Annotated in this window: 21 protein-coding genes; 6 read left to right on the forward strand and 15 right to left on the reverse strand. The window is 65.8% G+C overall.

From position 1 onward, the window contains the following. Positions 1 to 85: 85 nt before the first annotated feature. The 5 genes from ruvB to pdxT all read right to left on the reverse strand — a co-directional run bounded on the left by ruvB (position 86) and on the right by pdxT (position 3,946). On the reverse strand, positions 86 to 1,162 hold the full coding sequence (gene ruvB / locus ACZ9CK_RS09490) for a Holliday junction branch migration DNA helicase RuvB (RefSeq protein WP_426297856.1): 1,077 nt from the start codon (positions 1,160 to 1,162) through the stop codon (positions 86 to 88). Beyond that, entirely contained in the window at positions 1,155 to 1,799 is a 645-nt protein-coding gene (gene ruvA, locus ACZ9CK_RS09495; RefSeq protein ID WP_426297858.1) for a Holliday junction branch migration protein RuvA, read from the reverse strand. Before ruvA ends, ruvB begins: the two co-directional genes overlap by 8 nt. An 88-nt stretch (positions 1,800 to 1,887) precedes the next feature. Beyond that, positions 1,888 to 2,466, reverse strand: a complete 579-nt coding sequence (gene ruvC / locus ACZ9CK_RS09500) for a crossover junction endodeoxyribonuclease RuvC (RefSeq protein WP_426297860.1) — start codon at positions 2,464 to 2,466, stop codon at positions 1,888 to 1,890. Between the two features lie 39 nt (positions 2,467 to 2,505). After that, complete coding sequence (locus ACZ9CK_RS09505; protein WP_476049828.1) at positions 2,506 to 3,261, reverse strand: YebC/PmpR family DNA-binding transcriptional regulator; 756 nt, start codon at positions 3,259 to 3,261, stop codon at positions 2,506 to 2,508. 4 nt (positions 3,262 to 3,265) lie between these two features. Beyond that, the gene (gene pdxT / locus ACZ9CK_RS09510; protein WP_476049829.1) at positions 3,266 to 3,946 is read right to left on the reverse strand and encodes a pyridoxal 5'-phosphate synthase glutaminase subunit PdxT; all 681 of its coding nucleotides are present in this window, start codon (positions 3,944 to 3,946) and stop codon (positions 3,266 to 3,268) included. A gap of 109 nt (positions 3,947 to 4,055) precedes the next feature. Between pdxT and asnB the strand changes: the two genes are divergently transcribed. Beyond that, positions 4,056 to 6,731 carry an asparagine synthase (glutamine-hydrolyzing) gene (asnB, locus tag ACZ9CK_RS09515; protein ID WP_426297866.1) on the forward strand — a complete coding sequence of 892 codons (2,676 nt, stop codon included), beginning with the start codon at positions 4,056 to 4,058 and terminating at the stop codon, positions 6,729 to 6,731. Here the strand turns inward: asnB and ACZ9CK_RS09520 are convergent. Continuing rightward, positions 6,728 to 7,831: an FAD-dependent monooxygenase gene (locus ACZ9CK_RS09520; RefSeq protein WP_476049830.1), complete on the reverse strand. Its 1,104-nt coding sequence runs from the start codon at positions 7,829 to 7,831 to the stop codon at positions 6,728 to 6,730. The two genes, asnB and ACZ9CK_RS09520, sit on opposite strands and share 4 nt — an antisense overlap. Positions 7,832 to 7,929: 98 nt before the next feature. On the opposite strand from ACZ9CK_RS09520, the gene ACZ9CK_RS09525 reads away from it, so the two are divergent. Continuing rightward, positions 7,930 to 9,951: a M3 family metallopeptidase gene (locus ACZ9CK_RS09525; RefSeq protein ID WP_476049831.1), complete on the forward strand. Its 2,022-nt coding sequence runs from the start codon at positions 7,930 to 7,932 to the stop codon at positions 9,949 to 9,951. 140 nt (positions 9,952 to 10,091) lie between these two features. On the opposite strand, the gene pdxS is transcribed toward ACZ9CK_RS09525, so the two are convergent. From pdxS to thrS, 4 genes are all read right to left on the reverse strand, one after another. Continuing rightward, positions 10,092 to 11,018, reverse strand: coding sequence for a pyridoxal 5'-phosphate synthase lyase subunit PdxS (gene pdxS, locus ACZ9CK_RS09530; RefSeq protein ID WP_074590850.1), 927 nt, complete (start codon positions 11,016 to 11,018; stop codon positions 10,092 to 10,094). 194 nt (positions 11,019 to 11,212) lie between these two features. Continuing rightward, the gene (gene pgsA / locus ACZ9CK_RS09535; RefSeq protein ID WP_476049832.1) at positions 11,213 to 11,842 is read right to left on the reverse strand and encodes a phosphatidylinositol phosphate synthase; all 630 of its coding nucleotides are present in this window, start codon (positions 11,840 to 11,842) and stop codon (positions 11,213 to 11,215) included. Beyond that, on the reverse strand, positions 11,832 to 12,425 hold the full coding sequence (locus tag ACZ9CK_RS09540) for an HIT family protein (protein ID WP_476049833.1): 594 nt from the start codon (positions 12,423 to 12,425) through the stop codon (positions 11,832 to 11,834). Before ACZ9CK_RS09540 ends, pgsA begins: the two co-directional genes overlap by 11 nt. A gap of 30 nt (positions 12,426 to 12,455) precedes the next feature. Further along, positions 12,456 to 14,465, reverse strand: coding sequence for a threonine--tRNA ligase (gene thrS / locus ACZ9CK_RS09545; RefSeq protein ID WP_476049834.1), 2,010 nt, complete (start codon positions 14,463 to 14,465; stop codon positions 12,456 to 12,458). A 204-nt stretch (positions 14,466 to 14,669) separates the two neighbouring features. Here thrS and ACZ9CK_RS09550 point away from each other — a divergent pair, with 204 nt between their 5' ends. Together ACZ9CK_RS09550 and ACZ9CK_RS09555 are read left to right on the forward strand one after the other, a co-directional pair. After that, positions 14,670 to 15,059, forward strand: coding sequence for a hypothetical protein (locus tag ACZ9CK_RS09550; protein ID WP_426297878.1), 390 nt, complete (start codon positions 14,670 to 14,672; stop codon positions 15,057 to 15,059). Between the two features lie 124 nt (positions 15,060 to 15,183). After that, on the forward strand, positions 15,184 to 15,441 hold the full coding sequence (locus ACZ9CK_RS09555; protein ID WP_426297880.1) for a mycoredoxin: 258 nt from the start codon (positions 15,184 to 15,186) through the stop codon (positions 15,439 to 15,441). Here ACZ9CK_RS09555 and ACZ9CK_RS09560 read toward each other — a convergent pair. From ACZ9CK_RS09560 to ACZ9CK_RS09575, 4 genes are all read right to left on the reverse strand, one after another. After that, a complete protein-coding gene (locus ACZ9CK_RS09560) occupies positions 15,438 to 17,777 on the reverse strand; it encodes an FdhF/YdeP family oxidoreductase (RefSeq protein ID WP_476049835.1) in 2,340 nt (779 codons plus the stop codon). The two genes, ACZ9CK_RS09555 and ACZ9CK_RS09560, sit on opposite strands and share 4 nt — an antisense overlap. 70 nt (positions 17,778 to 17,847) lie before the next feature. Next, positions 17,848 to 18,600: a lipoate--protein ligase family protein gene (locus ACZ9CK_RS09565; protein ID WP_426297884.1), complete on the reverse strand. Its 753-nt coding sequence runs from the start codon at positions 18,598 to 18,600 to the stop codon at positions 17,848 to 17,850. Then, entirely contained in the window at positions 18,600 to 19,403 is an 804-nt protein-coding gene (locus ACZ9CK_RS09570) for a thioesterase family protein (protein WP_476049836.1), read from the reverse strand. The genes ACZ9CK_RS09565 and ACZ9CK_RS09570 overlap by 1 nt, the downstream gene beginning before the upstream one ends. Before the next feature lie 48 nt (positions 19,404 to 19,451). Further along, complete coding sequence (locus tag ACZ9CK_RS09575) at positions 19,452 to 19,955, reverse strand: DedA family protein (protein WP_476049837.1); 504 nt, start codon at positions 19,953 to 19,955, stop codon at positions 19,452 to 19,454. 105 nt (positions 19,956 to 20,060) lie between these two features. On the opposite strand from ACZ9CK_RS09575, the gene ACZ9CK_RS09580 reads away from it, so the two are divergent. Beyond that, entirely contained in the window at positions 20,061 to 20,732 is a 672-nt protein-coding gene (locus ACZ9CK_RS09580) for a hypothetical protein (RefSeq protein WP_426297890.1), read from the forward strand. A 69-nt stretch (positions 20,733 to 20,801) separates the two neighbouring features. Then, entirely contained in the window at positions 20,802 to 21,494 is a 693-nt protein-coding gene (locus tag ACZ9CK_RS09585; RefSeq protein ID WP_476050885.1) for an endonuclease/exonuclease/phosphatase family protein, read from the forward strand. Here the strand turns inward: ACZ9CK_RS09585 and ACZ9CK_RS09590 are convergent. Continuing rightward, positions 21,491 to 21,679, reverse strand: a complete 189-nt coding sequence (locus ACZ9CK_RS09590) for a DUF1918 domain-containing protein (protein WP_426297892.1) — start codon at positions 21,677 to 21,679, stop codon at positions 21,491 to 21,493. The genes ACZ9CK_RS09585 and ACZ9CK_RS09590 overlap by 4 nt on opposite strands. Between the last annotated feature and the right edge of the window lie 150 nt (positions 21,680 to 21,829).

Here is a 21,829-nt window from a genome sequence, read left to right on the forward strand (position 1 = left end):
ATGCGCGCCGGTTGGCGGGCATGACTCCATGGGCTCGAACGTGCCGAGCGTCATACCAGTCTAGGGGGAAAAGCTGGGAGCAGGGTTACAAACCGGATTCGATACGCTGCTCCGCGTCGTCTTCCTCGCCGAAAAGTTCCAGCGGGTCCTGCCCGAATACGCCCGCCGGCACGGCATAGCCAAGATGCGTCCAGGCCGGGGCCAGGGCGATCCTCCCCCGCGGGGTCCGGCCCAGGAGTCCCTCCCGTACCAGGAAGGGCTCGGCCACGGTTTCCACGGTCTCGGGTTCTTCGCCGACGGCGATGGCCAGCGTGGAGAGCCCCACCGGGCCGCCGTTGAACTTGGTGATGAGGGCATCGAGGACCGAGCGGTCCAGGCGGTCCAGCCCCCGCTGGTCCACCTCGTACATGTCCAGGGCAGCGGACGCGGCGCGGGCATCGATCTGTTCGACACCATGCACCAGCGCCCAGTCCCGGACGCGCCGGAGCAGGCGGTTGGCAATACGGGGCGTTCCGCGCGAACGGCCGGCGATTTCGCGGAATCCTGCCGAGTTCACTTTCAGCTCGAGCAGTCCGGCCGAACGGCGGAGCACCAACTCCAACTCCTCCACCGAATAGAACTCCAGGTGCCCGGTGAAACCGAAGCGGTCACGCAGCGGACCGGGCAGGAGGCCCGCGCGGGTGGTGGCGCCCACCAAGGTGAAGGGCGGCAGCTCCAGCGGAATGGCCGTGGCACCAGCGCCCTTGCCCACCACGATATCCACACGGAAGTCCTCCATGGCCATGTAGAGCATTTCCTCCGCGGGCCGGGACATCCGGTGGATTTCATCGAGGAACAGGACCTCGCCCTCGGACAAGGAGGACAGGATCGCGGCGAGGTCACCCGCGTGCTGGATGGCCGGGCCGCTGCTGATCCGCAGGGGAACGTTCATCTCCGCGGCGATGATCATCGACAGCGTAGTCTTGCCGAGGCCGGGCGGGCCGGAGAGCAGCACATGGTCCGCGCTGCGGCCGCGCATGCGGGAGGCCTCCAACACCAGGGCCAGCTGCTTGCGCACGCGGTGCTGTCCCACGAAATCGTGCAGGTTCTTCGGACGGAGGGCTGCCTCGATGATCCGCTCTTCCGGCTCCTCGCCGCCGGAGACAAGGGAGGCTTCAGCCACGGCTGCCTACCCTGTTCCCGGCCCGTGCGCCGTCCTGGCCGAGCCAGCGCAGCGTGGCGCGGAGGATCTGGGCGACGTCGCCGGCCTGCGCGAGATCCGGCGAATCGGCCATCGCTTTGTCGATGCTGCCGCCTGCGTCCTTTTCGGACCAGCCGAGGCTGGTCATCGCCGCCACAACCTGCGGCTTCCAGTCGGCCTGGGAGACTGCCGCCTTCACGGGAGCCGGCCCCGTGCCGTGCGGCACCAGCTTTCCGGACAGTTCCAGGACGATCCGGCCAGCCACCTTCGGGCCGATGCCGGGAACCTTGGTGAACGCCTTGCCGTCCCCGCTGTGCGCGGCCACGCGGATCGTCTCGGGGTCGTGGACCGCAAGGACCGCAAGGGCCAGCCGCGGCCCGACCCCGCTGACACTGAGCAGGACCTCGAAAACCTCGCGTTCGTCGTCGTCGGCGAATGCGAAAAGGGTCAGCGAGTCTTCCCTGACGATGAGGGAGGTGAACAGCTTCGCTTCCTCGCCGACGTGAAGGCCGCTGAGGGTCTGCGGCGTGGCGAACACGGCCATTCCGGCGCCGTTGAGGTCGATGACCGCAGTGGACAGACCCACGTGCGCCACCGTTCCGCGAAGAAAACTGATCAAAGCCGGCTCCTGAACTGAACTGCGTCAACTGAAGTCAAGCTGACTATCCGAACATATCTACGAATACCCTAGCAAGGGCCAGCGACATTCAGCGGCCGCGGCGCGCTTTGGCTTCGGCCTCGGCCCAGGCGCGCTGGGCCGGTGTCAGGGCGCTGCTGCCCGGACCTGTGGTGGCCGCGGCGGCCCCGCTCCCCGCCCGCCAGGCGTGCGTCACAGCCAGCGCGAGGGCGTCTGCGGCATCGGCGGGACGCGGCGGTGCGTCAAGGCGCAGGATCTTGGTGATCAGCTTGGTGACGGCGTCCTTGTTGGCACCGCCACTGCCGGTGACAGCGGCCTTCACTTCCGACGGCGTGTGCAGCGCCACCGGGATGCCGCGGCGCGCGGCGGCAGCAATCACGACGCCGGACGCCTGGGCCACGCCCATCACCGTGCTGACGTTGAGCTGCGAGAAGACGCGTTCCACCGCCATCACGTCCGGCTTGTACAGGTCGAGCCACTCATCGATCGCCTCGGCGATCACGAGCAGGCGGCGGTCCAGCGTCTCCTCCGGGGACGTCCCCACTACCCCCACGGCGACCATGGTCGCCCGGCGGTTCCGTTCGACGTCGACGACCCCGATGCCGCAACGGGTAAGGCCCGGATCGACTCCCAATACGCGAAGAGTCAAGTCCGGGCCTTCCTGTTGCTTTGTGCTGGAGCTCCCAGCTTATTCGGCGTCGAGGGCCGCTTGGACCTCATCGCTCATGTCGGCGTTCGTGTAGACGTTCTGAACGTCGTCGAGTTCTTCGAGCGCGTCGACGAGCTTCAGGAACTTCTTGGCGCCGTCGAGGTCGAGCTGGACCTCCATGGACGGCACGAATTCGGCTTCGTCGCTTTCATACTCGATGCCGGCCCCGGTCAGGGCATCCCGGATGGCCTGGAGGTCACCGGGCTCGGAGTGGACTTCCCAGTTCTCGCCGCTGTCCTTGACTTCCTCGGCGCCGGCGTCCAGCACGGCCATGAGGATGTCGTCTTCGCCCAGGCCGTTCTTCGGCAGGCTGACGACGCCCTTGCGGGTGAAGAGGTAGCTCACGGAACCGGGGTCGGCGATGGTGCCGCCGTTGCGCGAAATCGCAAGGCGGACTTCGGAGGCCGCACGGTTCTTGTTGTCCGTCAGGCACTCGATGAGCAGCGCCGAACCCTGCGGTCCGCGGGCTTCGTACATGATCTCGGTGTAGTCGACGACTTCACCGGTGAGGCCGGCACCGCGCTTGATGGCGCGGTCAATGTTGTCGTTGGGCACCGAGGTCTTCTTGGCCTTGGTGACGGCCAGTTCCAGGCCCGGGTTTCCGGCCAGGTCCGGGCCGCCCATGCGGGCAGCGACTTCGATGTTCTTGATCAGCTTGGCGAACGACTTTGCACGCTTGGCGTCAATGACGGCTTTCTTGTGCTTGGTGGTCGCCCATTTGGAGTGGCCTGACATGCTCTTACGCTTCTCCTCTGATCATTCGAATGAAAAGTTCGTGGATGCGCTTCTCGCCCGTCACTTCCGGGTGGAAGGAGGTGGCCAGCAAATTGCCGGAGCGCACGGCAACAATTCTAGCCAACCCGTGCAAAGTATCCGTGTGGCGGGCCTTGTCCGGCTCCACCTGGGCCAGGATTTCGACCTCCGGACCCACCCGTTCCACCCACGGGCCGCGGATGAACACGGCGTGCACCGGGTCCACGCCGGCCTCGCCCGCGCTGAAATCCAGGCCTTTGAAATCCAGGTCCGTTTCGAAGGATTCGCGCTGCCGGCCGAAGGCGTTGCGGCGGACCGTGATGTCCAGGCCGCCGAAGCTTTGCTGTGGCCGGCCTTCGAGGTCCTTGGCCGGGTCCGCGATCTCGTTGGCCAGCAGGATCATGCCGGCGCAGGAACCGTATACCGGCATTCCGGCGGCAATCCGCTCCTTGATGGGTTCGGCGAGTTCAAAGATGCGGGAAAGCTTGTCGATGGTGGTCGATTCCCCGCCGGGAATCACCAAGCCGTCGACGGCGGCCAGTTCCGATGGGCGGCGGACGCCGATGGCGCGCGCGCCCACGGCTTCGAGGGCGTGGAGGTGTTCGCGCACGTCGCCCTGCAGCGCGAGCACACCGACCAGCGGGGAGGAAATCTGCGGATTGTTCACCAGAACATTCTAGGGGTGGAGGGCGCGCGGGCCGGCGCCCGCAAGGCCCGCCGACGGTCAGCAAGTAGCATTGACAAGGATTCAGAGGACGATTGAAGAGGTAGGCACTATGTGCGGAATCGCCGGTTACCACGGTTTTGGGGAAGACGAGACTCTGCTGAAGGTCATGAATGACTGCATCGAGCATCGCGGCCCCGACGGCGAGGGCTACTTCACCGAAGGGAACGTGGGGCTCGCCCACCGCCGGCTGTCCATCATCGACGTCGCGCACGGCCAGGAACCGATGATCAGCGCCGACGGTGACACCGTGCTGGTCTACAACGGCGAGGTCTACAACTACCTGGAGCTCCGCGCCGAACTCGAAGGCCTGGGCCGCGCCTTCCGCACCCAGTCGGACACCGAGGTGGTGCTGCAGTCCTACGAGCAGTGGGGCACGGAGGCGTTCGACCGCTTCAACGGCATGTTCGGCCTGGCCATCCTCGACAAGAAGAAGAATGTCACGGTGCTGGCCCGCGACCACTTCGGCATCAAGCCCGTTTACTGGGCCAACGCCGGCACGGACGAGGCTCCGAAGATCATCTTCGCTTCCGAAATCAAGCCCCTGCTGCAGAGCGGCAAGATCGAGCGCAAGCCCAACGAGCGCATCCTCTACCGCTACCTGCAGTACCGCATCCACGATGATTCCGCGGAAACCTTCTTCGACGGCGTGTTCAAGCTGCAGCCCGGCGAGATGATGACCATCGACAACGCCACGGGCAAGTACAGCATCAGCGCCTTCACTCGCCTGCGCGAAGAACTCGAGGAACTCTCCAAGGTCAACCGCCCCTACACTCCCGAGGTCACCGAGGAGTACCGGACCCGCTTCACCGAGGCCATCCGCATGCGCCTGAAGTCCGAGGTTCCGCTGGGCTCGGCCCTCTCGGGCGGACTGGATTCCTCCGCCGTTGTGGTGACGATCAACAAGCTCATGCAGGAGAAGGCCGAGGCAACGGATTCCCTGGGCGCCAAGCAGAACACCTTCAGCGCGGTCTTCCCGAACTCGATCAACGACGAAGAGCACTACGCCGACGCCGCGATCGCCAAGTGCAGCGGCAACATCCAGGCCCACAAGATCCTGCCGACGCCGGATGGATTTGCCGCGGACCTGGACGACTTCGTCCGCACCATGGAGGAGCCCATCATCTCCTCGGGCCCGTATGCCCAGTACTGCGTGATGAAGGAAGCCTCAAAGCACGTAACGGTCTTGCTGGATGGTCAGGGCGCGGACGAGATGATGGCAGGGTATATCCCCTATTACTTCGCGTACCTGCGCCAGCTCAAGGCCAAGGGCGACTACAAGACCCTCCTGAAGGAAGCCACGTCCTCCCTGGACATCTTCTACCGCCTGGGCCGCTTCCGCCTGCAGGGCAAGCTGACCGCCAAGAAGACCGTGGCCATGTCCTCCTTGCTGAACAAGGGCTTCACCGGCCGTTTCAAGGGCGAAAGCTTCAGCAACATCCCGGACAACATGAAGCTGCGCCTGATCGACGACCTCTTCCACAAGTCGCTGCCCTCGCTGCTGCGCTACGAGGACAAGAACACCATGCGCTTCTCCCTGGAAGGCCGTGTGCCGTTCCTGGACAAGGAAGTGGTCAAGTTCCTGTTCAGCCTGTCCGACGAAGCCATCATCAAGGGTGGCTGGAACAAGCGGATCCTGCGCGACGCCACCCGTGGCCTGCTGCCGGAGAAGATCAGCAACCGCCGGAACAAGATCGGCTTCACCACGCCCGAAGCCGAATGGTTCAAGCTGATGAAGGAGCGCCTGTACAAGATCTTCATGTCCAACTCCTTCGCTGAGCGCCCGTACTGGAACCGTGAGGCCGTCCTGACGGCATTCGAGGAGTACCTCAACGACAAGAACGACGCCGACACCATGATTTTCTGGCGCCTGCTGAACGTCGAGCTGTGGTTCCGCGAGTTCATCGACACCAACGAGGCTCCGTCGGACGTGAAGGAGAACAAGAGCGACTACGAGGCGAACCCCGGCAAGGAACTCGACATCACGGTTCCGGAAGCCGTGGGCGGCGAGACCTTCCGGCGCTATCCGTTGCAGACCGGCGTGTTCAAGCGCGAAACGGACCTTGATCCTGAGGTCCTCTCCTACGTGAACCGCTTCTTCGAGGGCCTGGACACGGCCGACGAAGCAACCCGCAAGGCCGTCGCCTCGGCCCCGTGGTACCTGCTGGTGAGCGAGAAGATCGTGGCCATCACCCAAGGCCGCTCCTTCCCGGTGTGGGAAATCAAGGTCACCCCGGCCGCCCGCGTGCTGAGCAAGTTCGTCAAGCGGACCCCTGCGGGCATCGGCCTGGGCAGCCCCTGGTCCATGCAGATCGCCATCAACGAGGTGGGCCTGCCCCTGATCGTGAAGGCTGCTGCCGCGAGCGTCGTCGGCAAACTTCAGGGCAAGAGCGGCGTGTTCTACGACGTGGTCGGCCACAACATCAACGCGATCGACGGCGCCACTCCGTACAGCCTTGGCTCCTCCGCAAACTCGGTGAAGCTGGCCCCGAAGGATCCTGAGGCTGTCGCGCGCCGGATCAGCGCCCTGGTCCGTGAGCGGGTCCCGGCAGAGTACGCCGCGAACTTCGCCGGAACGTCCATCATGGACGCGAACGACCTCGGCGTGGTGGCCATGGGCCACGATACCGACCTGCCGAAGGAAACCATCCAGGCCATCTTCAAGGACAACCCGCAGGGCCAGGGCGCCCAGGCAACGCCGATGTCCCTGGTGTTCAAGCAGAACTAGCCGCCGGGCCTCCAGGCTTTCCGATCGCGCTGGGCCAGCCGGCCCATGAGCCTGGAGGCGCGGAGCTGCCGCGCGGCCTTGGGTGCCCGCAGGCGCGAGTACCTCCCAAGCAGCCCGACGACGTCGGTGTCCGGTCCCGCAGCCCCGCCCGCCAAGGCGCTTCGCACCAGTGCGGTCAGCGCGGCGGCGTCCTCGAGGCCGGCGCCGGCGCCCTGCCCGAGATCGGGCGTCATGGCGTGTGCCGCATCTCCGGCAAGCGCCACGCGCCCGCGGTGGAACGCGTGCAGGGGCCTGGCAAGGTCGTAGAGATCGTGCCGCAATACCTCGGCTTCGTCCGTGCCGGCGATCAGGGTCCGCGCTGCCGTGTACCACGACGCAAATTCCCGTTCCGCCGCTTCCTTTTCCGAGGCCAGACCGTCGGCGGCCGCCGTCCGGCCTTCGTCCTTGGTGGCGACGGCGAACCAGTAGACCCGGCCATCCGCCAAGGGCACGGTGCCGAAGCGCTGGCGGCTGCCCCAGTCTTCGCCCGCCGTACCGCCGGTGTCCGCGGGGCCGCGGGTCACTCCGCGCCAGGCTGTGTATCCGGCGTACCGCAGGCCCGGGTCCAGCGACAGGAACCGCCGGGTCGTGCTGCGCAAGCCGTCAGCTGCCACCACAAGGTCCCAGGAACTCTGCTGCCCGTCGGCGGCGGTGAGCACGGCACGGCGGAGCTTGTCGCCGTCGTCGTCCACGGTGACCGCCGTGTCCCAGTGGATGGGAATCCCGCTGCAGGATTCCAGCAGGAACTCCCGCAGCGCGCTGCGGTGGAACATCCGCACCTGGGGGCGCGCCCACGCAGGGAAGGACAGCGCCACCTTTCCATCGGGCCGGCGCATGACGGTCCGGATTCCGGCGCCGGGCCCGTGGGGCAACTGCTCGTAGCCGTCCAGCAGGCCAATGGTGCGCATGGCCGCTCGTGAGTTCGGGAACAGCGAGATCCCGGCCCCGGGCACCGCGTCCCGTGAAGAGCGTTCGAAGACTTCGACGGCGGCCCCCGCCTTGGCGAGCCCGGCGGCCGTCGCGAGCCCGGCGATCCCGCCACCGATGACCGCAATGCTCATTGCGGCCCTTTCCGTGGAGCTTTCCCGCATAGGGCCAATTGTTGCATCCCTGCGGACATGCCTTGTGAGCTGCGCCTCACTCGTGAAAGTGTTGCTTCATGGCTACTTCCAGCAACCCCCTGCTAACCCCCAGCGACCTTCCCTACCAGTTGCCGCCGTTCGCAGCGATCGAAGACGAGCACTACGCGGACGCCATCGACGCCGGGCTGGCCGGTCAGCTTGCCGAGATCGAGGCGGTCATTTCGAATCCCGGGCCGGCCGACTTCGCGAACACTGCTGCCGCGATGGAACGCTCCGGCCAGTTGCTGGGCCGTGCCGTGAACTCCTTCTTCACCTTGGTTTCGGCTGACGCCACCGAATCCATCCGGGAGCTCGAAACGGCGCTTATGCCCAAGCTGACGGCGCACCGGGACGCGATCTACCTCAACAGAGCGCTCTACGAACGTTTCGCCGCGATCGATACCGCCGGACTCGACGCCGAGTCGCGGCGCCTGGTGGAGGAATACCTGCGCGAGTTCAGGCAGTCCGGAATCCAGCTGGACCCGGCGGACCAGGACCGGCTCCGGAAGCTCAACGCGGAGCTTTCACGCCTCGGCACGGAGTTCGGCCAGCGGACCAAGGAAGCGATGAAGGCGGGCGCGGTCCTCGTCGAAGCTGCCGCGGAACTGGCGGGCCTCCCTGAAGACGACATCGCCAGCGCCGCCGAGGCAGCGCGCGCGGCGGGCCACGAGGGGAAATACCTACTGACGCTGATCCAGCCGAGCAACCAGGCAGCGATGTCCTCGCTCGAAAACCGGGAGCTGCGGCGGCGTCTGTATGAGGCGTCCATCGGCAGGGGCACCGACGGCGGCCCGCTGGACGTCCGGGAGCTGGTCCTGGCCCTGGCCCGCCTGCGCGCGGAGAAGGCGGCCCTGCTGGGCTTCGCGAACTACGCCGAACTGGTGGTCGAGCGGCAGACCGCACCGGACTACCCCGCCGTCGAAAGCATGTTGAACCGCCTGGCACCGGCCGCGGTTCGTAACGCCGACGCCGAAGCCGCAGCGCTGGCGGAAAGCGCCGGGCATCCGCTGGAGGCCTGGGACTGGGCTTTCTACTCCGCCAAGGTGAGGCGCGAACGGTACGAGGTGGACGAGCAGGCCCTTCGGCCGTATTTCGAACTGGACCGCGTGCTCACGGACGGGGTCTTCTTCGCGGCGAACAAGCTCTATGGCCTGGGCTTCCGGGAACGCGGTGATCTTGCCGGGTATCACCCGGATGTGCGGGTCTGGGAGGTCTTCGATGCCGACGGCACCGGCCTGGGCCTGTTCCTCGGCGACTACTACGCCAGGGATACCAAGCGCGGCGGGGCCTGGATGAATTCACTGGTGGAACAGTCGGTTCTCCTGGACGCCAAGCCGGTGGTGATCAACACCCTGAACATCTCCAAACCGCCGGCCGGGGATGCAACCCTGCTGACCCTCGACGAAGTCCGCACGGTGTTCCACGAGTTCGGCCACGCGCTGCACGGGCTGCTCTCCAAGGTCACGTACCCGCGGTTCTCCGGGCCGGAAGTCCCGCGGGACTTCGTGGAGTACCCCTCGCAGGTGAACGAAATGTGGATCATGTGGCCGGAGGTGCTGGCCAACTACGCCCGCCATTACCGCACCGGCGAGCAGCTCCCCCACGAAACCGTCAGCCGACTTGAGGATTCCCGGCTCTGGGGCGAGGGATTCGCCACCACGGAGTACCTCGGAGCCGCGCTGCTGGATCTGGCGTGGCATGTGCTCGACGATTCCGGCATCCCCGAGGACGTCCTCGACTTCGAAGCCAAGGCCCTCGCGTCTGCCGGCGTGGCGCACGCCCTGATTCCGCCGCGCTACCGCACGGGGTACTTCCAGCACATCTTCGCGGGCGACGGCTACTCGGCGGGTTACTACTCCTACATCTGGAGCGAGGTCCTGGACGCGGACACGGTCGAATGGTTCAAGGAGAACGGCGGCCTCACCCGTGCCAACGGCGACACCTTCCGCGCCGAACTGCTCTCGCGAGGAAACAGCCGCGACCCCATGGACTCCTTCCGCGCCTTCCGGGGCCGCGATGCGGAGCTGGAACCCCTGCTAAAGCGCCGCGGCCTGGAATAGCCCCATCGACTGCTCCGTAGGTGTCGTTTTGGACGTCCATAACGACACCTACGGAGCAATCGATCCGGAAACAACGACGGCGGCGGGTCACCAACACAGGTGACCCGCCGCCGTCGTGGTTGTTGCTGGAAGCCGGAGGACTACCAGCCGCGCTCAGCCAAGCGGTGCGGCTGGGGGATCTCGTCGACGTTGATGCCCACCATGGCTTCGCCCAGGCCGCGGGAGACCTTGGCGATGACGTCCGGGTCGTCGTAGAAGGTGGTGGCCTTTACGACGGCGGCGGCGCGCTGGGCCGGGTTGCCGGACTTGAAGATGCCCGAGCCGACGAACACGCCGTCAGCGCCGAGCTGCATCATCATGGCGGCGTCTGCCGGGGTGGCGATGCCGCCGGCGGTGAAGAGCACCACGGGGAGCTTGCCGGTGGCGGCGACTTCCTTGACCAGTTCGTACGGGGCCTGCAGTTCCTTGGCGGCAACGTACAGTTCGTCTTCGGGCAGGGCCGAGAGCTTGGCGATTTCCGCACGGATCTGGCGCATGTGGCCAGTGGCGTTGGAGACGTCGCCGGTGCCGGCCTCGCCCTTGGAACGGATCATCGCAGCACCTTCGTTGATGCGGCGCAGGGCCTCACCGAGGTTGGTGGCACCGCAGACGAAGGGAACAGTGAAGTTCCACTTGTCGATGTGGTTGATGTAATCGGCCGGGGTCAGGACCTCGGACTCGTCGATGTAGTCGACACCCAGGGACTGCAGGACCTGGGCCTCGACGAAGTGGCCGATGCGGGCCTTGGCCATCACCGGGATGGACACGGCCTCGATGATCTGATCGATCATGTCGGGATCGGACATGCGGGACACGCCGCCCTGGGCGCGGATGTCAGCGGGAACACGTTCAAGGGCCATCACGGCAACAGCACCGGCATCTTCGGCGATGCGGGCCTGTTCGACGTTGACAACGTCCATGATGACGCCGCCCTTGAGCATCTCAGCCATGCCCCGCTTCACGCGGCTGCTGCCCGTCACGGACGCTGCGGACGAGCCGGCTTCGTTGCTTACATCAGGTGTAGACACAAAAACCCCTATGGGTAGATAGAAGACCTTCTGCCCGGGCGCATGCGGACGGGAGCCACTCGAAGCGCGCCGGATTTCCAGGCCGTATTGACCAAGTACTTCAATACTAGTCCCCTGCGGCGGGGGGCTTGCACTTCGTGACCCGGCGCAGGAAAAGGTGCCTGCTGCCCCCTGTTCCGGGGGCGCGGATCCGCTCAGGCGGAGGCGCCGCCGTCGACCGCGGCCAAAGACTGGCGGCGTACGGCAGCCATGCGCTGTACGACGGTGACGGCGGTGGCGATGGCAAGGGCCACGAGGGTCACGAACAGGACCACAGGGGGCAGTCCAAGTCCGGTGAGGCCGGTGACCAGAAGCACCGAAATCAGCCGTTCGGCGCGTTCGGCGATGCCGACGTTGGCGTGGAAACCAAGGGACTCTGCCTTCGCCCTGGCGTAGGAGACCACCATGCCCAGCACAAGGCAGGCAAGGGAGGCCAGAGCGATCGGCCGGTCGGCGCCGCCGGTGAAGAACCAGATGGAGACGCCGGCGAAGATCGCGCCGTCGGCGATGCGGTCCAGCGTGGAGTCGAGGAAGTTCCCCCAGGAACCGCTGCGGCCCTGTTGGCGCGCCATGATTCCGTCCACGACGTCGGACAGCGCGAAGACCGCGGCCAGCAGGGACCCCCACCAAAGCTCACCCAGGGGGTAGAGCACCAGGGCGCCCGACACGACGCCCGCGGTGCCGACGATTGTCACGACGTCCGGGGAGACACCACGGCTGAGGAGGAAGCGGGCTATGGGCGCGAAGAATGCGGTGAAGAAACCGCGGGCGTGCCTATTGAGCATCCGTCTCCCCCGGCCAGGCGTCGGCCACCTGCTGCCTCACTTCGTCGAGGGTCTGGGTGATGGCCTTGGTCTGGGCGATGATCGGGAAGAAGTTGCCATCCCCGCCCCAGCGCGGAACCACGTGCTGATGCAGGTGGGCCGCGATTCCCGCGCCGCCCGTGACGCCCTGGTTCATGCCCAGATTGAAGCCGCTGGGGTTGGCCACTTTCCGCAGCACCCGCATCGCGGTCTGCGTCAGTTCGGCCATCTCCGATGTTTCCTCGACCGTGATGTCCGTGTAGTCAGGCACATGGCGGTAGGGGCAGACCAGCAGGTGGCCGGGGTTGTACGGGAAGAGGTTGAGCACCACGAAGCAGGTCCTGCCGCGGTAGACGATGAGCGATTCCTCGTCGCTGCGGGCAGGCGCAACGCAGAAGGGGCAGTCGTCCTGGTCCTTGAACTGCTGCTGGCCGCCCTTGATGTAGGCCATGCGGTGCGGAGTCCACAGGCGCTGGAAGGCGTCGGGAACGCCTGCCAGGCCGAAGTCGTCAGTAACTTCGGCATCGCCGGGGTATTCAGGGCTCACGCCTGTGTCCTCCTGCACTGTTCTCCTGACGTGGACGCCGGTTGCCTGTCAGCTCTCGCGGTTCTTGACGGCGTCGACGATCCGGCGGACGGCTTCGGCAACCGGCACGCCGTTGTCCTGGCTGCCGTCACGGAAGCGGAACGACACCGCGCCGGCTTCGGCGTCCTCGCCGCCGGCGATCAAGACAAAGGGGATCTTGTCCTTGCTGGCGGTGCGGATCTTCTTCGGGAAGCGGTCCGAGGAAATGTCCACCTCGGCACGGATGCCTGCGGCCTTGAGCTGGTCCACGACGTCGAACATGTAGTCGTTGAACGCCTCGGCGACCGGGATGCCGACCACCTGGACCGGCGCGAGCCACGCCGGGAAGGCCCCGGCGTAGTGCTCGGTGAGCACGCCCATGAAGCGCTCCACCGAACCGAAGAGCGCGCGGTGGATCATGACCGGACGCTGGCGGGTGCCGTCGGCGGCCTGGTACTCGAGTTCGAAACGCTCGGGGAGGTTGAAGTCCAGCTGGATGGTGGACATCTGCCAGGTCCGGCCCAGCGCGTCCTTCGCCTGCACGGAGATCTTCGGACCGTAGAACGCCGCTCCGCCCGGATCCGGAACCAGTTCCAGCCCGGAGGCCTCGGCGACCTCGGCAAGGGTGCGGGTTGCCTCTTCCCAGACGGCGTCGTCACCGACGAACTTGTCTTCGTTCTTGGTGGACAGTTCCAGGTAGAAGTCGTCCAGCCCGTAGTCCTTCAGGAGGCCCAGGACGAAGTTCAGGGTGGAGGTGAGCTCGTCCTTCATCTGCTCTTTGGTGCAGTAGATGTGGGCGTCGTCCTGTGTCATGCCGCGGACGCGGGTCAGTCCGTGCACCACGCCGGACTTCTCGTAGCGGTAGACGGAACCGAACTCGAAAAGCCGCAGCGGCAGTTCCCGGTAGGAACGTCCGCGCGAGCGGAAGATGAGGTTGTGCATGGGGCAGTTCATCGGCTTCAGGTAGTAGTCCTGGCCGGGCTTGCGGACGGTGCCGTCCTCGTTCAGCTCGGCGTCGATGTGCATCGCCGGGAACATGCCGTCGCGGTACCAGTCAAGGTGTCCGGAGACCTCGTAGAGGTGGCCCTTGGTGATGTGTGGGGTGTAGACGAACTCGTAGCCGGCGTCCACGTGGCGCTGGCGGGAGTAGTCCTCCATGGCCTTGCGGATGATGCCGCCCTTGGGGTGGAACACGGGCAGGCCGGAGCCCAGCTCGTCCGGGAAGGAAAACAGGTCCAGTTCGGCGCCGAGCTTGCGGTGGTCGCGGCGCTCGGCCTCGGCGATGCGCTCCTGGTAGGCCTTGAGGGCGTCCTTGGTGGGCCAGGCGGTGCCGTAGATGCGCTGCAACTGCTGGTTGTTCTGGTTGCCCAGCCAGTAGGCGGCCGAGGAACGGGTCAATGCGAAGGCGTTGGAAATCAGCTTGGTGTTGGGCAGGTGCGGGCCGCGGCAGAGATCGCACCACACGGTGTCGCCGCTCTTGCGGTCAACGTTGTCGTAGATGGTGATGTCCCCGGCGCCGACCTCGACGTTGACGCCCTCGCCGGCGTCGGAGGCGTCGTTCTTCTTGCCGAGAAGTTCAAGCTTGTAGGGCTCGTTGGCCATCGCTTCACGGGCCTCGTCCTCGTTGACCACCCGGCGCACGAACTTCTGGTTCTGGTTGATGATCTTCTGCATCATGTTTTCGAGGGTGCGCAGGTCCTCCGGGGTGAAGGCTTCGGCAACGTCGAAGTCGAAGTAGAAGCCGTCGGTGATGTACGGGCCGATGCCGAGCTTCGCATCGGGGCGCAACTGCTGCACGGCCTGCGCCATGACATGGGCGGTGGAGTGCCGGAGGACGTTGAGTCCGTCCGGGGAATCGATGGTGACGCCTTCGATGTCGGCGCCTTCGGGCAGCACCTGGTCGAGGTCCTTGAGTTCACCGTTCACCCGGGCGACGACGACGTCGCGCCGTTCGAAGAAGAGTTCCGCCCCGGTAGTCCCCTCCGTCACCTTGGTCTCTTCGCCATCGACGATGAGGGTGATCTGCTGGGCATCTGACACGGGGGTCTCCTATTCATTGTTGAGGCTTCATAGCTTGTGGCGTACGGGGACCACAGCCAGCCACCGTCCATCGTATCGGTTCGGCCGGAGGGCTCCAAAGCTGCCGCGCGGGCCCCTGCCGCTGGGTCGGACGGCCTGGCCGAAAGCAGGTCCAGGACCCTTTTAGGGGTGGACGGCAGGGAAGCCGCGGAGCAGGATTGAGCCATGAGTACCCACGACGCACTCCTGAAGCAGGCAAGCATCACGGCAACGGAGGCCACCTTGGTGGCCCGCTTTGAGATCGATGGCAGTATTCCCGCTTCGGGCGCCTACGTGGTGGGCCTCGTGGCAGCCAGCCCGGACTATTCCTCGCAACGCAGGCTCGGCATCGAGTTCATGGACGGAGAAGCGATCGCCTTTTTCGCTTTCAACCATGACCAGGGCACCGAGGAAAACTATGACCTCAAACAAATCCAGCATTCCGGAAGCACCATCACCGCCAACTTCCCGCGTTCGGCCATCAACGGCCTGGGCGAAGGCCACGTGATTACTGCCTTCAGCGAGGCGGACGGACGGGAGTTCCAATCCGGCGTTCCTGTCACGGAAAGCCTCTGAATCGCCACGCCTGCTGCACCGGTCGTCATGTGACGTCCGGCGCCCGCCGTTGCGCGGAGGAATAGCCTGTCCCGGGGTACCGTTGATCCGAGTAATTCATAACAAACGGCGACAGGAGCACTCAGTGGACTTCACCCCCGATTCCGGCACCATCACCATGTTCTCGACCACTTGGTGCGGCTACTGCAAGCGGCTGAAGAAGCAGCTGGACGTGCAGGGCATCGGCTACACCGAGATCAACATCGAAGAGGTCGACGGCACTGCCGAACTCGTGGAGAAGATCAACGGCGGCAACCGCACCGTTCCCACGGTCCTGTTCCCGGACGGATCCGCTGCCACCAACCCCTCCGCCGCGGAGATCGTCGAGCGCCTCGCGGCCTAGCGTCGGGCCGCCCTAGGCGGGTCCCGCCGTCCGGCACTGGCCGGGGCGGCAGCCGCTTCCAGCCGGATGATCACGGATTTCGACGCCGGCGTGTTGCTTCCCTCGGCGGTCGAGTCCAGCGGCACCAGGACATTCGCCTCGGGGTAGTAAGCGGTGGCACATCCGCGCGCGCTGGGGTACGCAATCAGGCGCAGTTGGCGTAGGACCCTGTCGACGCCGTCGGCCGCTTCGCTGTGGACGTCAACGTAACCGCCGTCGGCCAAACCAAGATCCGCGAGGTCCTGCGGGTGGACGAAGAGCACCATCCGCCCTTTCTTCACGCCCCGGTACCTATCGTTCATGCTGTACGTCGTGGTGTTGAACTGGTCATGGGAGCGTACGGTCTGCAAGAGCAGGTGCCCGGCCGGCAGGTGGATCGTCTCGAGCTCGTTCACGGTGAACATGGCTTTGCCGATCGCAGTGGGAAACGTCCGGAAATCCCTCGGCCCGTGCGGCAGGACAAAGCCATCGCGGGTCCGGGCCCTGGCGTTGAAGCCTTCGAATCCCGGTACCACATGCGAAATGTGTTCGCGGATGCGGTCGTAGTTTGCGGTGAAGCCCTCCCAGTCCACGGAAACCTTGCCGCCAAGCACGGCCCGCGCCAGCGCGCAGATGATCGCTACTTCGGACTTGGCGTCGGCGGGGACCGGCTCCAGATTCCCTTCCGAACGGTGCACTGCGCAGACCGTGTCCTCCACCGTGACGAATTGAGCCCCGGAAGCCTGCATGTCGATCTCGGTGCGGCCGAGCGTTGGAAGGATGAGCGCCTGCGCGCCGGTCACTGCATGTGAACGGTTGAGTTTGGTCGAGATCTGCACGGAGAGCCGTGTCCTGCGCATCGCGGACTCCGCGGATTCGGTGTCGGAGATGGCGTGCACCAGGTTCCCGCCCAGCGCTATGAGCACCTTGATCCTGCCGTCCCGCATTCCCCTGATGCTGTCCACGGCATCGAGGCCGTCCGTCCGGGGCGGATCGAAAGCGAACTCCCGTTGCAGCGCGTCAAGGAACCACGGCGGCATCTTCTCCCAGATGCCCATTGTCCGGTCGCCCTGGACGTTACTGTGCCCCCGGATGGGCGATGGCCCCGCCCCTGCCTTGCCGATGTTTCCACGGAGCAACAGCAGGTTGATGATCTCCTTAATCGTGGCCACGGCCTTGCGGTGCTGGGTCAGCCCCATGGCCCACGTGACGATGACGCGCCGGGCGTCCAGATACCTCTGCGCGAGTTCATCGATCTCGCCGGCGCTGAGGCCGGTTGCGGCCAGCACCTCCCGCTCATCGAGGTTTTCCACGTGCGCCCGGAATCCTTCCAGGCCTTGGCAGTGCTTCCCGATGAAATCATGATCCAGGACAGTTCCGGGTGCGGCCTTTTCGGCGTCGAGGACCCGCTTGGACAGCGCCTGCAGCAGGGCCATGTCGCCGGCCAGGCGGATCTGCAGGAACTGATCGGCGAGGTCCGTCCCGCGGCCCACCAGCCCGCGTACGCTCTGCGGATTCCTGAAGTTGATCAGTCCGGCCTCCGGAAGGGGATTGACGGCGACGATTGAAGCACCGGCCTGCTTGGCTTCCTCCAATGCGGTGAGCATCCGGGGGTGGCAGGTTCCAGGGTTCTGTCCCATCACGATGATCAGCTCGGATTTTGCGAAGTCGGCGTAGCTGACCGCGGATTTGCCGATCCCGATGGTCTCCGTCATCGCCAGGCCGGACGATTCGTGGCACATGTTGGAGCAGTCAGGCAGGTTGTTGGTGCCGAATGCGCGGGCAAAGAGCTGATAGACGAAGGCGGCCTCGTTGCTGGTGCGGCCGCTTGTGTAGAAGGCCGCTTCGTCGGGCGAATCCAGCGCGTTGAGCTCCCGGGCGATGATCCGGAATGCCTCATCCCACGCGATCGGACGGTAGTTGTCCGATCCCTCCGGCTTGTAGACGGGCTCTGTCAGCCGGCCCTGTTGTCCGAGCCAGTACTCCGTGCGCGAGGCGAGGGACCCGACGTCGTTCGCCTCCCAGAAGGCCGAGGGGACGGTGAGCATCCCCGCTTCCCAGCCGATTGCCTTGGCGCCGTTCTCGCAGAATTCGGCTGCCTTGCGCCGGGCAGGGTCCGGCCAGGCGCAGCCCATGCAGTCGTAGCCGTCTTTCTGGTTGACGGCCCGAAGTGACTTCCAGGCCCGGCCAGCCCCCATTTCGCCAAAGGCGCGCGGAATCGTCTCGGCGAGGCTTGGCAGCCCTGCCGCTGAGCGTTCGGGCTTGCCGACTGCGAGCCGCGCGTCGGAGTCCTGGACTTCGGGTGCTTTCCGTTTCACGAAGCACCACCTCCCTTGGCGTCACCAAGCCTAGTCCTGGTGAATCTGCCCGACAACGCTGGCGGGCGCCTCAGCCCAGCAGCGTCCGGAAGTCGCCGTCGTGCAGTTCCGCGTGCTCCGCGTACGCCTTGATGACGGCTTCCTCGACGGCGGCCACATCCACCCCGGGCAGGAGATCGTCCGCGGCGCCCGCCGTGGCCGGATCCCAGTCGAGGCCGAGCGCCTCGTAGCTCGCCGTCAGCACTTCCCGGATCGACGTGGAGTCCTGCACCACCACCACCGAGCTGAACAGCCATGCGCCGGAGACCACGCGCTGCGCTGTGCCGATCAGCTTGACCCGGTGGGCAGGAAACTCGGGGTCCACGCCGTGCACGCTGAACTCGCCGGGGCAGTACTCCCCCGGGATTTCGCCGACGGCGGCATGGACCCCCACGCTGCGCAGCGCACTTGCCAGCATCTCCCCGAAGTACCCGAAGCGCGCCTTGGCCCCGGCGATCGCGTCATGGTGGGGTTCCACATGGTCCACCACGAGGGTTCCCCGATGGTACGCCGCAGCCCGGCCGCCTGCCTTACGCACCAGGGGCTCGAAGCCGAGCGCACGGCAGGCCTGTGCGGCGGCATCGAAGCCCGGCAGTTTGGCGTCACGCTGCCCGAAGGCGACGGTCGGCTCCGGGCGGTACAGCCTGAGGGTCGGCTCCAGCTCCCCGCGGCGGGCACGGTTCAGAAGCTCAATCCCGAAATCGAGGTCTTCGGCTGCCCCCAGGGATTCACCCTGCCGCATCACGGTCAGGGTTCCGGCGCGGCCGGTAACTGGCGCGGTCATCAGCTGCGCCTCAGGGTGAGGATCTGTTCGGCCCTGCCGAAGGGGCCGTCGAGGTCATGCAGCACTGTGGACGTCAGGCCGATCCCGTCAGCGCCGAAGGAAACCTTGTTGTCCAGCCCGAGCCAGCCACCGGCGGGTTCCCGGTACATGTGGATCTGCAGGTCCAGGTTGGGAAACAGGTAGCTGTTCTTGCCGGGCGAAACCCGCGCGGCAATCCCGTTGGCCGTGTCCACGAGGCCGATGAGGCGCGCGACGTCACGGCTGTCCCCGGCGTCCGTCAGCGGCAGGTCCGTGTGGATCCAGACCTTGCCGGAGCCTGCACGGTGGCCTTCCGCGATGCGCATCTCCAGGGAGCGGATGTACCCGCCCGGCCACACGCTGGCACCGTCCCAGGGCTTGCATTCGTCCGGCGGGGGCATGGTTTCATCTTCGATGGCCGCCACGGCGCTGGTGTCGCTGGTGGCCATCCGCCAGGCGGTGGCCCGGATCGCGGTCCGACCCCCGGCGGTGAGCTCGGCCTGGATCAGCTCGATGGTGCGGCCTGCGCGCAGGGTGGTGCTCGCGATCGTGAATTCCCCGCCGGGAATCAGGCCCAGGATCTCGTAGCTGATCCGGGCGATGCGCATGTCGTCGCGGGGCTCGTGGCGGAGCAGGGCCTCGGCGAGGATTCCCGAGGCGGGCGCCATGTGCTGTTCCTGGGGGTTCCAGGCCCCCTGGACGTGGATCGTTGAACGGTAGCGGCCGCCGCCAAGGCTCTTGTAGTAGAAGTTGCCTTCCGCGAGTTCAGGAAGCTCAGTGCTCACGCATGCCCTTTCAGCGCCCGGTCGCCGGACCCTCGTCGTTGCTCGAACTCAGACCACTGTATCCCCTGCGGCGGGGCCATCGGCCGCCCGTGCGGCACCGCGCCGCCGCCGCACAAGAAGGAACACCGCCACAGCCGCGGCGAGGGCCAGCAGGAACATTCCGGTCAGGGGCGAAGCGGCCGCGAGGGCCAGCCAGGCGTCTATCGCCGCGAACCCGATCGTCGCGTAGAGCAGGGCCCAGGCCGCGGAGCCGACGACGGCGGCGGGAAGGTAGCGACGCAAGGGCATCACGGCGGCGCCCGCGGCGAAGTTGATGGCTGTCTGGACACCTACCGTGAGGAACGACAGTATGACGGCGAACGGTCCCCAGCGCTGGATCAGCGCCTGGGCTTTGGCTGCCTTGCCCGTGTGGAAACGGGCGGCGAAGCGGCTCCGTTCAACGCCGGCCGCTGCTCCCCTGCCCAGCCAGTAGGTGACGTTGACCCGAATCATCACGATGCCGAACAGGATGGCAAGCGCCGCACCGAAAGGCAGTTTCAGAATGTCATCCATCGTCCGGCCTCCCAGCCAATCAAGCGCGCCAATTCGTAGCCCGGATCCCCGTTGACCGCTCCATTGACCGGACCTAACCTGAGGTGTCAGGACAAAGGAGTCACCATGAAACGCCTTGCTGCCATCCTGGCAGCCTTCGCTTTGCTTCCTCTGACTGCTCCCCCGGCCGGGGCCCAGCCCAACATCTACCACACCATCTATTCCAGCCACGGTTCAGCGAACGTGGACCAGACAAACGGCTGTGAGCGGGTGGAAATCTTTCTCTCCTCCAGTGTCTCAGCTTTTGCAAGCCAGCCCGGACCAGTCAACAAGCAGGGCCTCACCGGAGTCTTCGTGCGGGTCACGGACGCATGCGCCGTCCTTGCTGCAGCCGCGGCTCCGGGCGGTTCCGTGCTATTCCAGGCGGACGGACAGAACCTGGCACCGCTGAGCATCGACCCCCGACTGGAATCGGCGTCCATCGCCACAGAGGTGCCCGGCACTGACGGGGCCGGCAACCCGGTGACGATCCGCGTCGAGGCCACCTGGACCGGCGTCGGGCCCCTCGAGCACAGCACGGTTAACAGCCATGAGCAGTTCCCCGGCATCGGCAACGTGAGCGCAACCGACAACAACCTTCGCAGGGCCGCTGTGGCGACGGTGAGCGTTGAGGTGGGACCGTATTCGGTATCCGGCACGGACCCTAACGCCCTATTGGAGCAGGTGAAGTCACGTTGCGTGGAGGTGGCCCGGCCCGGCGTGGAAGAATTCTTCCCCTGCTTCGGATTCCCGGGTTAACCCGCGGAAAGCTGCTAACTTTGGCGCAGGGACAATTCGCCGCCGCAAGTCCAAGGAGGTTCTCTTCTGATCCGCGTAATCAGCTACAACCTCCGCAAGCACAGGGCAAGCAACGAGCTGAACCAGCTTGCCCGCGAGTTCGATCTCGACGCGCTATGCCTGCAGGAGTGCGATGCCACCGACCTTCCTGTGGCCCTGGGTCCATTGCGCCTGGCTGATTCCACCAAGGGAAACCGCCTGGGCCTGGCCATCTACTACCGTGCCGAACGCTTCAGCCCGGTGGAGAGCAGATCCTTCGCGCTGCAGAAATCCATTCACGACCGGGTCCTGGCGCCCGCGCATGAAAGGCTCCTGGGCAGCAGGATGACCGACCACAGCACCGGGCACGAACTGGTGATCGGATCCTTCCACGCCGCTCCCCTGACGGCATCGAACTCGCTGCGCCGCAAGCAGATCCACGCCGCCCACTCGGAGCTGATGGCCATGGGCGAGGACCTCATGACCCTTATGGTCGGCGACTTCAACTACCCGTTCTTCACGGAGAAACTGCACGCGCACGTCAAGAACTCCGGCTATTCGGTGTCCCTGAGCGACCGCAAGACCTACCTGAGGTACAAGGTCTTCCGCGGCCACTTCGACTTCGCCACGTCCGTTGGACTGGACATCAGCAAGGTCGAGACCTTACCGCAGGGCAGGTCGGACCACCTGCCGATCATGGTCACCGCAGGATACGGGCGGGAACCTGCCGTCCTCGCCGACTAGCTGGTCTTGCGCTCGACGGCGAAATCGCCGCCGGGATAGAGAATCGTTTCATGCCCGTCGTCGAAGCGCACGAAATAGGGCGGAGCCCCGTTCTCGCCTTTCACTTCGAGAATTTCCCCGTGACGGTCGGTCGATCCTACGGTCCTGCCCCGGATGATGATCCGGTCTCCCTGCGAAGCCTCCACGGCAACCACCTCCGTACATCAGCGTAGGAGCCTCCGGGCGCCGAGGGAATGGGATCGGGCGTGCGGAAACCTGAAGCCCGCTTGCGGGGGCAATGAATGTCGTGGGTGCGCGCTAGTTTCCGGATGAACCCGTTTCCCGGAAGGAATCGC

The sequence above is a fragment of the Arthrobacter sp. TE26545 genome (genome assembly GCF_056279005.1).